10 protein-coding genes are annotated in these 11,370 nt (G+C 72.4%); 8 read left to right on the top strand and 2 right to left on the bottom strand.

The features are described 5' to 3' along the window. From HW577_RS12635 to asnB, 4 genes are all read left to right on the top strand, one after another. A partial coding sequence (locus HW577_RS12635; RefSeq protein ID WP_198376493.1) for a glycosyltransferase family 9 protein occupies positions 1-635 on the top strand: 635 nt, incomplete at its 5' end. Further along, the gene (locus HW577_RS12630) at positions 632-1,405 is read left to right on the top strand and encodes a glycosyltransferase family 2 protein (protein WP_198376492.1); all 774 of its coding nucleotides are present in this window, start codon (positions 632-634) and stop codon (positions 1,403-1,405) included. The genes HW577_RS12635 and HW577_RS12630, both read left to right, overlap by 4 nt. Then, complete coding sequence (locus HW577_RS12625; protein WP_198376491.1) at positions 1,402-2,424, top strand: glycosyltransferase; 1,023 nt, start codon at positions 1,402-1,404, stop codon at positions 2,422-2,424. The genes HW577_RS12630 and HW577_RS12625 overlap by 4 nt, the downstream gene beginning before the upstream one ends. Positions 2,425-2,428: 4 nt before the next feature. Next, on the top strand, positions 2,429-4,186 hold the full coding sequence (gene asnB / locus HW577_RS12620; RefSeq protein ID WP_198376490.1) for an asparagine synthase (glutamine-hydrolyzing): 1,758 nt from the start codon (positions 2,429-2,431) through the stop codon (positions 4,184-4,186). 7 nt (positions 4,187-4,193) lie between these two features. Here the strand turns inward: asnB and HW577_RS12615 are convergent, their stop codons facing one another. Continuing rightward, positions 4,194-6,029 carry a putative bifunctional diguanylate cyclase/phosphodiesterase gene (locus HW577_RS12615; protein WP_198376489.1) on the bottom strand — a complete coding sequence of 612 codons (1,836 nt, stop codon included), beginning with the start codon at positions 6,027-6,029 and terminating at the stop codon, positions 4,194-4,196. Then, a complete protein-coding gene (locus HW577_RS12610) occupies positions 6,026-6,823 on the bottom strand; it encodes a type 2 periplasmic-binding domain-containing protein (RefSeq protein WP_198376488.1) in 798 nt (265 codons plus the stop codon). The genes HW577_RS12615 and HW577_RS12610 overlap by 4 nt, the downstream gene beginning before the upstream one ends. 130 nt (positions 6,824-6,953) lie before the next feature. Between HW577_RS12610 and radA the strand changes: the two genes are divergently transcribed. From radA to HW577_RS12590, 4 genes are all read left to right on the top strand, one after another. Further along, positions 6,954-8,360, top strand: a complete 1,407-nt coding sequence (radA, locus tag HW577_RS12605; protein ID WP_198376487.1) for a DNA repair protein RadA — start codon at positions 6,954-6,956, stop codon at positions 8,358-8,360. Between the two features lie 31 nt (positions 8,361-8,391). Continuing rightward, positions 8,392-8,952: a CvpA family protein gene (locus tag HW577_RS12600; protein ID WP_198376486.1), complete on the top strand. Its 561-nt coding sequence runs from the start codon at positions 8,392-8,394 to the stop codon at positions 8,950-8,952. A gap of 8 nt (positions 8,953-8,960) precedes the next feature. Next, the gene (gene purF, locus HW577_RS12595; protein WP_198376485.1) at positions 8,961-10,421 is read left to right on the top strand and encodes an amidophosphoribosyltransferase; all 1,461 of its coding nucleotides are present in this window, start codon (positions 8,961-8,963) and stop codon (positions 10,419-10,421) included. 135 nt (positions 10,422-10,556) lie between these two features. Next, entirely contained in the window at positions 10,557-11,270 is a 714-nt protein-coding gene (locus HW577_RS12590) for an SDR family NAD(P)-dependent oxidoreductase (RefSeq protein ID WP_198376484.1), read from the top strand. Positions 11,271-11,370 lie beyond the last annotated feature (100 nt).

The following is an 11,370-nucleotide window of genomic DNA, read 5'->3' as shown; positions in this document are numbered from 1 at the left end:
GCGGCGGCCGGCGGCCCGGCCACCGGCTGCTGCACCTGGCCGAGACCCTCGGCGTCAGCCCCGCGCCGCGCCCCGTCGCCTGGTTCGGGCCGGCCGAGGCGGCGCGGGCGGAAAGCCTGCTGCCGAGCGGCCCGCCCTGGCTCGCCCTTGGTCCGACCGCGAACTGGGCGCGAAAAGTCTGGCCGTCGGACCGCTTCGTGACGCTCGCACGGCTGCTCACCGGCCCTGGCGGCGCGCTTGAGGGGGCACGCATCGTCATCCTCGGCGGCCCAGGGGACCAGGAACGCGCCATGGCCGCGCCGGTGCTCGCCGCGCTGCCCGAGGCCGCAGACCTGCTCGGCGTGCTCGACCTGCCCGAGGCCGCCGCCGTCCTCGCCCGCTGCGCGCTGTTCGTCGGCAATGATTCCGGGCTGATGCACCTCTCGGCCGCGACGGGCACGGCCACCATCGGCCTGTTCGGCCCGACGCCAGCGGCCGAATACGCCCCGGTCGGCGCGCGCGCCCAGGCGGTGCTGGCCAAGGGCCCGCCGGGGGCGGCGCCGATGGGCGCGCTTTCCGCCACCCGCGTGGCCGACGCCGCCGCTGTGTTGCTCGCGCGGCCCGACCCGGTTCCTCTCGGGGAGGAGGCGGCATGAGCGCGCCGCGCCTGTCCGCCCTGATCGTTGCCCGGAACGAGCAGGATCGCCTGCCCGACTGCCTCGCCTCCGTCGCGTTCGCCGACGAGGTCGTCGTCGTGCTCGACCGCAGCACCGACCGCAGCGCGGAGATCGCCGGCGCGGCCGGCGCCCGCATCCTCGAAGGCGCCTGGGAACTGGAAGGGGATCGGCGCAACGCCGGCATCGCCGCCTGCAGCGGCGACTGGATCCTGGAAGTCGATGCCGATGAGCGCGTCGACGCCGCGCTGGCCAAGGCCGTGCGCGCGACCATCACGACGAGCCGCCACGCCTGGCACCAGGTGCCCGTGGACAACTACGTGGGCGAGAGGCTGATCCGGCACGGCTGGGCGGGGTCCTTCGGCACCACCTCCGTCCCGCGCCTGTTCCGCCGGGGTGCGAAGCGCTGGCGGGCGCAGCGGGTGCATCCGGGGCTCGACTGGACGGGCGAGGAGGGGCCGAAGATCACGGACGGGGCGCTGGTCCATCTGGTCGACCGCGACATTTCCGACATGCTGCGCCGGCTCGACAAGTATTCCTCGGCCAAGGCGGCGGACCTGATCGCGAGCGGCAACATCGGCTCGCTCGGCAACAACCTCCGCCGCTTCGTCATGCGCGGCTTCAAGTCCTACGTCTCCCGCAAGGGGTACAAGGAAGGCGCATGGGGCATCCTGCTCGCCTTCTGCACCGGCGCCTTCCCGCTGCTCGCCTACCTCAAGGCGCGGCTCGAACCCGGCAGGCACGGCGGATGAGGGTCGCGCAGGTGATGGCCGGCGCGCGGCACGGCGGCGCGGAGGGGTTCTTCGAACGCCTCTGCCTCGGCCTTCACGCGGCGGGGGAGGATGTCCTGCCGGTCATCCGCCGCGACGATGAACGCGCCGAGCGGCTGCGCATGGGCGGGCTCGCGCCGGTCGAACTTGGCTTCGGCGGCATGCTCGACGTTCTGACCGGCCCGCGGCTGAAGCGCGCGCTCGTGGGCTTCGCGCCCGATGTCGTCGTTGCCTGGATGAACCGCGCCGCGCGCTTCGCGCCCAAAGGTCCCTGGACGCTGGTCGGGCGCCTCGGCGGCTATTACGACCTGAAATACTATCGGCGCTGCGATCACCTGGTCGGCAACACGCGCGACATCGTCCGCTGGATCGTCGCGCAGGGCTGGCCGGCGGCGCGCGTCCACCACCTGCCGAACTTCGTCGATGACCTCGCCGGGACCGCGCCCGCGCATCTGCCCGGGGCGCAGCGCCTGCTCGCCATGGGGCGGCTGCATCGCAACAAGGGGTTCGACGTGGCGCTGCGCGCACTGGCGCTGCTGCCCGGCGCGCATCTGTCCATCGCAGGGGACGGGCCGGAGCGCGCGGCGCTCGAAGCCCTGGCGCGCGACCTCGGCGTGGCCGACCGCGTCGCCTTCCTCGGCTGGCGGCGGGACGTGGGCGCGCTGCTCGCGGGCAGCGATATCTTCGTCTGCTCCTCCCGCCATGAACCCCTGGGCAACATCGTGCTGGAAGCATGGTCCGCCGCGCGGCCGGTCGTCGCGGCGGCCGCGCAGGGGCCGTCCGAACTGATCGAGGACGGCGAGACCGGGCTGCTCGTGCAGGTCGAGGATGCGGCAGCACTCGCCCAGGTGGTCGGCGCATTGCTCGCTGACCCGCAGCGCGCCGCGCGGCTTGCGCAGGCGGGGCGGGCGGCCTTTGTGCGGGACTTCGCGGAAGCCGCGGTCATCGCGCGGTGGCAGGCCTTCCTCGCCGCAATCGCCCCCGCGGCGCGGGCGGCCTGACGCGATGTGCGGGATCGCGGGCCTCGCGCTCAAGCCTGGCATTGTGCCCGACCCGCGCGTGCTGGAAGCGTTGACGGCGGCCCTCGCCCATCGGGGCCCGGACGGGCACGGGCACCATGTCGCGGGCCATGTCGCGCTCGCCCATACGCGGCTCGCCATCATCGACCTCGCCACCGGCGACCAGCCACTCTTTGCCGGACCGGCGGCGCTCGTCGGCAATGGGGAGGTCTATAACTACCGGGAACTGCGCACGGAGAACGCGCTGGTCTGCGCGACCGGGTCGGATTGCGAGCCGCCGCTGCACCTGTTCCGCCGCGACGGCGCCGGCTTCGCCGACACGCTGCGCGGCATGTACGCCATCGCCATCCATGACCGCGCGACGCGGCAGGTAGTGCTCGCCCGCGACCCCTTCGGCATCAAGCCGCTCTATCTCGCGGAAACGGCATCGGGCATCGCCTTCGCCTCCGAGCCCGCCGCCCTTCTCGCGGCGGGGATCGTCGCGCCGCGCATCCGGCGCCAACCGCTCGCGGAACTGCTGCAGATCCAGTTCACCACCGGCGCGGAGACGATCTTCGAGGGCATCACCCGCCTGCTGCCCGGGGAGACGGTCGTGATCGCCGACGGCGCGATCGTCGAGCGCCGCCGCCGCGCCGCCCTGCCCGAGGGCGGGCCGGAGGAGATCGGGGAGGAGGCCGCGCTCGCGCGCCTCGACGCCGCGCTGGCCGAGAGCGTCGACCTGCACCAGCGCAGCGACGTGCCCTACGGCATGTTCCTCTCCGGCGGGACCGATTCCGCCGCGGTGCTCGCCATGATGGCGCGGCTGAACGAGCGCCCCGTGCTCGCCTTCACCGCCGGCTTCGACATCCCCGGTGCTGCGGATGAGCGGGAGGCCGCCGCGCGGGCCGCCGCCGCCGCCGGCGCGCGGCACGTCACTATCGACGTGACGCGGGAGATGGCCTGGCGCCATTTGCCCGAGATCGTCGCCGCCATGGACGACCCGGCGGCGGATTACGCCATCATCCCGACCTGGTTCCTCGCCCGCCGGGCGCGGGAGGAGGTGAAAGTCGTGCTGTCCGGCGAGGGCGGCGACGAGATCTTCGGCGGCTACGGCCGCTACCGCTCGGCCATGAAGCCCTGGTGGCTCGGCGGCAAGGCGATGCGCGCGCATGGCGCCTTCGACAGGCTCGACGTGCTGCGCCAGCCCCCGCGCGGCTGGCGGGACGGTATCGAGGCCGCGGCGGCGGCGGCCGCCACGCCGGGGCGTACGCGACTGCAGGCGGCGCAGGCGCTCGATGTCGCGGACTGGCTGCCGAACGACCTGCTGACCAAGCTCGACCGCTGCCTGATGGCGCATGGCGTCGAGGGGCGCACGCCCTTCCTCGACTCCGGCGTGGCGGCCGCCGCTTTCCGCCTGCCCGATGCGCTAAAGGTGCGCGAGGGGCAGGGGAAGTTCCTGCTCCGCCAATGGCTTGCCCGGCATTTCCCGGCGAGCGAGCCGTTCCGCAAGAAGCAGGGCTTCACCGTGCCGGTCGGCGCCTGGATCGCGGCCGAGGCGGAGCGCCTTGCCCCCCTGGTCGCCGCCCAGCCCGGCGTGGCTGAGGTGGCGAAGCCCGACCGCATCCTGCCCCTGTTCCGCGCCGCCGCGGGCAAGCGCGAAGGCTTCGCCGCGTGGCACCTGTTGTTCCTGGCGCTCTGGCACCGCCGGCACGTGGAAGGCGTGGCGCCGGAGGGGGACGTGCTGGCCTATCTCGGTCGCGGCTGACGCGCGGCTACTCGGCCGCCGCGGCCAGGCCCCTGGCGGCGACGAGCGCGTCGATCTCGTACGCCGGAACGGGCTTGCCGTAGAGCCAGCCCTGCGCTTCCTCGCAGCCGCGTTCGGCCAGCATGCGGGCCTGCTCCTGCGTCTCCACGCCCTCCGCATTCGCCCGCACGCCGAGCGCGCGACTGATGCCAAGCACCGCGTCCACGATCGCCGTCGCCCTGACATCATGGTCGAGGCTCGCGACGAAGGAGCGGTCGATCTTCAGCTTGTCGAAGCGGAAGCGCTGGAGGTAGCCAAGCGAGGAATAGCCGGTGCCAAAATCGTCCATGGCGACCGTCACGCCGAGGGCGCGGATCTGTTCGAGCGTGCGCACCGTCGCATCCGTCTGCGACATCAACACGCCCTCGGTGATCTCGATCTCGAGCCGCCGCGCCGGCAGGCCCGTATCGGCCAGGGCGCGCGCGACGATCGTCTCGAACCCGCCGGCATGGATCTGGTGCACCGAGGCGTTGACCGCCACCTTCACCCCGACCCAGCGGAGCGCGTCGCGACACGCGGTGCGCAACACCCAGGCGCCGATCTGCGGCAGCAGGCCGATCTCTTCGGCGAGGGGGATGAATTCGTCGGGCCCCACCCTGCCGCGCTTCGGATGGTTCCAGCGCAGCAGCGCCTCGACCCCAGTGACCTCGGTGGTCTCGAGCGAGACCTGCGGCTGGTAGTGCAGTTCGAACTCCCCCCGCCGCAGCGCGACGCGGAGATCGGCCTCCATCTGCCGCCGGCCCCGCAGCGCGACATTCATCTCGTCGGCGAAGAAGCGGAACGTGCCGCGTCCGTCGCGCTTGGCCGAGTAGAGCGCGGTATCGGCATCGGCGAGCACGGCTTCCGCGGCCGGATGGCTACGCCCCCGCGCAAGCGCGATGCCGATCGTCACTCCCACCATGACCTGGTGCGGGCCGAGGTCGAAGGGCTGCCGGATCGCGTTGATCAGCCGCTGCGCCAACTGCTCGACGGCCTGGGGATGGGCCGGGCGCGGCTGGACGATGGCGAATTCATCCCCTCCGAAGCGCGCGACGGTGTCAGTCTCCCGAAGCTCGGCGCGCAGCCGCGCGCCCACCTGGCGCAGCAGCACGTCGCCCATCGCGTGTCCGAGCGTGTCGTTCACCTCCTTGAACCGGTCGAGGTCGAGGCAGAAGAGCGCGACGCCGATCCCTTCCTCCCGCTGCGCGCCTGCCAGCGCGAGCCCGAGGTGGTCCATCAGCATGGCCCGGTTCGAAAGGCCCGTCAGCGCGTCATGCGTCGCGAGGTGCGTCACCTGCCGGATTGCGTCGTCGAGCATCCGCTCCGGCATGTGGCGGAACATCAGGAAGCCGAAGAGCGCCAGCAGTCCGCTGACCATCGCGATCAGCGCAGCCCCCTCGATCAGCTCGAGAAGCGACTTGACGATGACGAGCCGGGCAACCGGTTCCCCGAAGGCCCGCACCTCGCCGGTGGCGGAAACGGTCGGCCAGCCGGGCTCCCGCCCGCTAAGCGCGATCACGGCCCCCTGCAGGTCGAGCAGGATGCGCCCCTCTTCCTCATCCTTCTGCTCGGCCCTGCCAAGCGCAACCGCGATTCGATCGGACTCTAACCGCCAATGGGTCGGATTGCGCGTGGCGAGCGCGCCGAGCGCGGCCGAGACATGCTCGAGTTCGACTTCGAGTTCGGTCTCGATGCGCGTGACGGAGGCGCCGAGATAGGCCAGCGGCGGCAACAGCGCGAGCACCAGAGCGATGGCGCGCGCGACATTCGTGACACTGCGATGGAGCCGCGTCGTCAGCGCTCGGTGGTCGTTGGAGTCCTTCATGCCGTAGCGTGCTCCAGGGAGATATAGGCGTAGCGCGCCAGCAGCGCGGCAGCCGAAGGGCCATCGAGATGCGCGAGGAAGGCAGCGAGCGGGGCCGGCGCCGGATCCCGCCAGACGAGGTGCAGCGACAGCGCCGGCCGCCAGGCGCCGGCGGCGAGCGCCGGCGCGCTCGGCGCGAGGCCGTCGATCGCCGGGACCTGTACCGCGGCCGCCTCCGTTCCCACCTGGCCGACGGTGGTGACCCCGACAGCGCCCGTGATCATGGCGATGGCGGCGAGATTCTCCTGCGCGCTCAGCACCACGAGGCTGCCGGCGGGGCCCGCCCCGCCAAGCAGCGGCGCGATCCGCGGCAGCGCCCCCCGCAGCACGGCCCATTCGCTCTCGACCCGCTCGCGCCGGATGGGCCTGACCGCACCGCCGCCGGGCCAGGCGCGGTCCGCTCCCGAGAGCAGACGCCCCGCCGCCTCGGATGTCAGCGTCGACACGCCGGCAGCCGGATGGGTGGCGATGACGACCGGCGTGCGGGCCAGCGGGCGCGAGCGGTATCCGGCGGCCAGCATAACGGCCGGCGGGGGACCGGCGGCGATGGCGAGGTCGAGCCGCCCGGCGCGCAGCGCCGCCAGCCCGCCGGGGCTCCCGAGGCTCGGCACCATGTCGACGCTTGCGCCACCGGCATGGGCGTGGTCATCCGCCAGGAGGCGCAGGATGCCGAGGCCGGAACCGGTGCCGCCGCAGGTCGGCGCCGCGGCCCGCGCCGCCGAAGGGATCAGCGCGGCGGCGCCGAGCCTGGTCAAGGTGCGTCGGTCCAGGCTCCGGGATAAGGTCTGCGGCGATTTCATTTCGATACGGCACCAGATTCAAGTGAACGAATACTGAAGCGGTGACGTTTGTTGACGCGCCGCCGGGATGGGGACCTGATCGAGCATGGCCAAAGAAAAGACTCGCTTCGTCTGCCAGGCCTGCGGCGCCGCGCACCCGAAGTGGCAGGGGCGCTGCGAGGCCTGCGGCGAATGGAACACGATGGCCGAGGAAGCCCCCGCCCCGCGCGGCCCCGGCCCCGCCGCCAAGGCGGCCGGCGGGCGACGCGTTGAGTTCGTGGGGCTCAAGGGCGAAAGCGCGCCGCCCGCGCGCATCCCGACCGGGATCGCGGAACTCGACCGGGTGCTCGGCGGCGGGCTGGTGCCGGCCTCCGCCGTGCTGGTGGGCGGCGACCCGGGCATCGGCAAGTCGACCATCCTGCTGCAGGCCGCCGCGCGCGTCGCCGCCGCCGGGCGACGGGTCCTGTATGTGAGCGGTGAGGAAGCGGTCGAGCAGGTGCGCCTGCGCGCCGCACGGCTGGGCCTGACCGAAAGCCCTATGGCGCTCGCCGCCGCGACCGCGCTGCGCGACATCGTCGCGAGCCTCGAGCAGGAACGCGACGCCGCGCTCGTGGTGATCGACTCGATCCAGACGGTCTGGCTCGACGCGCTCGATTCGGCGCCGGGCACGGTCGCGCAGGTGCGCGCCTGCGCCGCCGAGCTGATCCGGCTGGCCAAGGCGCGCGGCTTCGCGATCGTGCTGGTCGGGCACGTGACGAAGGAAGGCACGCTCGCCGGGCCCCGCGTGCTGGAGCACATGGTCGACGCGACGCTCTATTTCGAAGGCGACCGCGGGCACCAGTTCCGCATCCTGCGCGCGGTGAAGAACCGCTTCGGCGCGACCGACGAGATCGGCGTCTTCGAGATGACGGGCACGGGCCTCGTCGAGGTGGCGAATCCCTCCGCGCTGTTCCTCGCGGAACGTCGGGGAAATGTCTCGGGCAGCGCGGTCTTCGCGGGCATCGAAGGCACGCGGCCGGTGCTGGTGGAGGTGCAGGCGCTGCTGTCCCCGTCCTCCGGCGGGTCGCCGCGCCGGCAGGTGGTGGGGTGGGATTCCGGGCGGCTGTCGATGCTCCTGGCCGTGCTGGAAGCGCGCTGCGGCATGTCGCTCGGGCAGAACGACGTCTACCTCAACATCGCCGGTGGGCTGCGCATCGCGGAACCCGCCGCGGACCTGGCTGTCGCCGCGGCCCTCGTCTCGGCCGCGACCGACCGGCCGACCGATTCCGGCGCTGTCTATTTCGGGGAAGTCGGACTTTCTGGCGAGGTCCGCCAGGTCGCCCAGGCCGAGGCAAGGCTGCGGGAAGCGGCGAAGCTCGGCTTCACCGCAGCCACCTTGCCCCGGCGTGTCGCGCGCGGCGGCAAGGCCCCCGCACCGCCGGCCGGCCTCGCCTTGGCCGAAACGGGGCATCTCGCGGACCTCGTCGCGGGCTTTGCGGAGAAGTCGGTGCGGCCGCGCCGGGCGGGCGGGTGACGCCGGCGGGGGGCGCTGCTACAGGGCGGCCATGACCTGGGTCGATGGTGCCTTCGCGGCGGTGGTCGTCATCTCGGCGGCCATTGCCTTCTTTCGCGGGCTGGTGCGGGAAGTGCTGAGCCTCGGCGCCTGGGCGGGCGCCGCGGGCGGTGCCTTCCTGGCGAGGCCCTATCTGCAGCCTTACACTTCCCAGTGGCTCGACCCGCCGATGCTGGCGGACGCGGTCGGCGCCGGCGCGGTGTTCCTGGTGCTGCTGGTGATCCTGAAGCTGGTGACCAACGCGATCGCCGACCGGGTGCAGGATTCGGCGCTCGGCGGGCTCGACCGCGTGCTCGGTCTCGTCTTCGGTGCCGCACGGGGTGCGGTGCTGCTCGTGATTGCCTATATCCTGGCCGGGATGTTCGCCCCCGAGACGCAGTCCTGGCCCGCCGCGGTGCGCGAAGCGCGCAGCCTGCCACTGATCGCCGACGCGGCGCGGTGGTCCATCGCCCACGTGCCGGAACCCTATCGGCCCCGACTCGTCGACCCCCCCGGGGCCGCCGGGCCGACCGTCGACGACCTGCTGCGCCCCCCCGCGCGCAGCCCGAATTGAGGATCGCCATGAACGCCACGATGGGCTGGGATGACGACAAGCCGCATGAGGAATGCGGCGTGTTCGGCGTCTGGAACGGCGGCGACGCGGCGGCGTTGACCGCGCTCGGCCTACACGCGCTCCAGCATCGCGGGCAGGAGGCGGCGGGCATCGTCACGCTGGACGAGAAGGGCCTGTTCCACGCCCATAAGGGCCTGGGCCTGGTGGGCGACAATTTCGGCGAGGCGAAGGTCATCGCCTCGCTCCGCGGCGGGGCCGCCGTCGGCCATAACCGCTACGCCACCACCGGCGAGACAGCGCTGCGCAACGTCCAGCCGCTCTATGCCGACTTCGAGTTCGGCGGCTTCGCGGTGGCGCACAACGGCAACCTGACGAATGCCCACGCGCTCAAGCGTGCCCTCGTCCGCCGCGGCTGCCTGTTCCAGAGCACGACCGACTCCGAGGTGTTCGTCCACCTCATCGCCATCAGCCTGTATTCCACCGTGCTGGACCGGCTGATCGATGCGCTCAAGCAGGTCCAAGGCGCCTATTCGCTGGTGGCGCTGCACAACGGCGCGCTGATCGGCGCGCGGGACCCGCTCGGCGTGCGTCCGCTCGTGCTCGGGCGGCTGGCCAATGGCGGGCATGTGCTGGCGTCGGAGACGTGCGCGCTCGATATCGTCAGCGCCGAATTCGTCCGCGACATCGAGGCCGGCGAAGTCGTCATCATCGACGATGCCGGCGTGCGCAGCGTGAAGCCATTCGGCCGGACCGCCGGGCGCTTCTGTATCTTCGAATACATTTACTTCGCCCGCCCTGACTCCGTCATGGAAGGGACGCCCGTCTACGACACGCGCAAGCGGATCGGCGCCGAGCTGGCGCGCGAATCGGGCGTCTCGGCCGATGTGGTGGTGCCGGTGCCAGATTCCGGCGTGCCGGCCGCCATGGGCTACGCGGCGGAAGCCGGCATCCCCTTCGAGCTCGGCATCATCCGCAACCACTATGTCGGGCGAACCTTCATCGAGCCGACCGACCAGATCCGCCACCTCGGCGTGAAGCTGAAGCATTCGGCCAACCGCCCGATCCTGGAAGGCAAGCGCGTCATCCTCGTCGATGATTCGATCGTGCGCGGCACCACCTCCCGCAAGATCGTCGAGATGGTCCGTCAGGCCGGGGCGAAGGAGGTGCACATGCGCATCTCCTCCCCGCCCACGACGCACTCCTGCTACTACGGCATCGACACGCCCGAGCGCTCGGAACTGATGGCCGCCAAGCACGACGTGGCGGAGATGGCGCGCATCATCGGCGTGGACAGCCTGGCCTTCATCTCGCTCGACGGCCTGTATCGCGCGCTCGGCCGCCCGGCGCGGGACGCGGCGAGGCCCGAATTCTGCGACGCCTGCTTCACGGGCGACTACGCGATCCCGCTGACCGACTGGCAGGACAATTCGGACCGGCAGCTTTCGCTGCTTCAGCCCGCAGGGCAGTAGGCAGGGGAAGACGGGACCTTCTCCCCCGCCCGCCTCAACCTGCTTCGCGACCTTGGACGTCAGTCCCCAACATACAGAAAAGGGAGGGGGCCTGGGGGAGGTTCCCCTCCCCCGGCCTTTCTTTCGGAAATCCGCATGACCGACCTCACCGGCACCGTCGCCCTCCTCACCGGCGCATCGCGCGGCATCGGCGCGGCCGTCGCCGTGGAACTCGCGCGACGCGGCGCGCAATGCGTCCTCGTCGCCCGCACGCAGGGCGGGCTCGAGGAGACCGACGACGCGATCCGCGCCGCCGGCGGCAAGCCCGCGAGCCTGCTGCCGCTCGACCTGGTCAAGCAGGCCGACAAGATCGACATGATCGGCCCCTCGGTGATGGAGCGCTTCGGGCGGCTCGACATCCTGGTCCACAATGCGGGCGCGCTGGGGACGCTGACACCCGTCGCGCACATCACTCCGAAGGACTGGGCGGACACGGTGGGCGTGAACCTCACCGCCACGTGGCGCCTGATCCGCACCTGCGACCCGCCGCTGCGCGCGGCACCCGCGGGCCGGGCCATCTTCGTCACCACCGGGCGCGTCGCGCGGCCCAAGGCCTATTGGGGCGCCTATGGCGCGACCAAGGCGGGGATGGAGCACCTGGTCCTGACCTGGGCGCAGGAGGTCGCAGGCACGGCGATCCGCGCCAACCTGTTCGACCCGGGCATCGTCGCGACGCAGATGCGCGCGACGGCGATGCCGGGGGAGGACCCGTCAGGGCTCCAGAAGCCGGCGGACGTCGCGCCCGAAATCGTTGCCCTCTGCGGGCCGGACGAAGTCCGTCACGGCGCGGTCGTTCGCGCGGGCGGCTGACGGGGGCGCGGCGAGCGCGCGCTGGGCGGCATCGCCCGCGACCGTCGGCAGCTCGCTCGGCGGGGGCAGCGGTTGCGCCTGCACGGCGGGGGTGGCAGCC

The organism is Neoroseomonas rubea (assembly GCF_016106015.1).
Taxonomy (GTDB): Bacteria; Pseudomonadota; Alphaproteobacteria; order Acetobacterales; family Acetobacteraceae; genus Neoroseomonas; species Neoroseomonas rubea.
This window is presented reverse-complemented; position numbering and strand designations above follow the sequence as displayed.

Excerpts from the sequence above, each read along its gene's own strand:
- HW577_RS12630 (WP_198376492.1), top strand. The coding sequence starts at position 632 with ATGAGCGCGCCGCGCCTGTCCGCCCTGATCGTTGCCCGGAACGAGCAG.
- HW577_RS12625 (WP_198376491.1), top strand. The coding sequence starts at position 1,402 with ATGAGGGTCGCGCAGGTGATGGCCGGCGCGCGGCACGGCGGCGCGGAG.
- asnB (WP_198376490.1), top strand. The coding sequence starts at position 2,429 with ATGTGCGGGATCGCGGGCCTCGCGCTCAAGCCTGGCATTGTGCCCGAC.
- HW577_RS12615 (WP_198376489.1), bottom strand. The coding sequence starts at position 6,029 with ATGAAGGACTCCAACGACCACCGAGCGCTGACGACGCGGCTCCATCGC.
- radA (WP_198376487.1), top strand. The coding sequence starts at position 6,954 with ATGGCCAAAGAAAAGACTCGCTTCGTCTGCCAGGCCTGCGGCGCCGCG.
- HW577_RS12600 (WP_198376486.1), top strand. The coding sequence starts at position 8,392 with ATGACCTGGGTCGATGGTGCCTTCGCGGCGGTGGTCGTCATCTCGGCG.
- purF (WP_198376485.1), top strand. The coding sequence starts at position 8,961 with ATGAACGCCACGATGGGCTGGGATGACGACAAGCCGCATGAGGAATGC.
- HW577_RS12590 (WP_198376484.1), top strand. The coding sequence starts at position 10,557 with ATGACCGACCTCACCGGCACCGTCGCCCTCCTCACCGGCGCATCGCGC.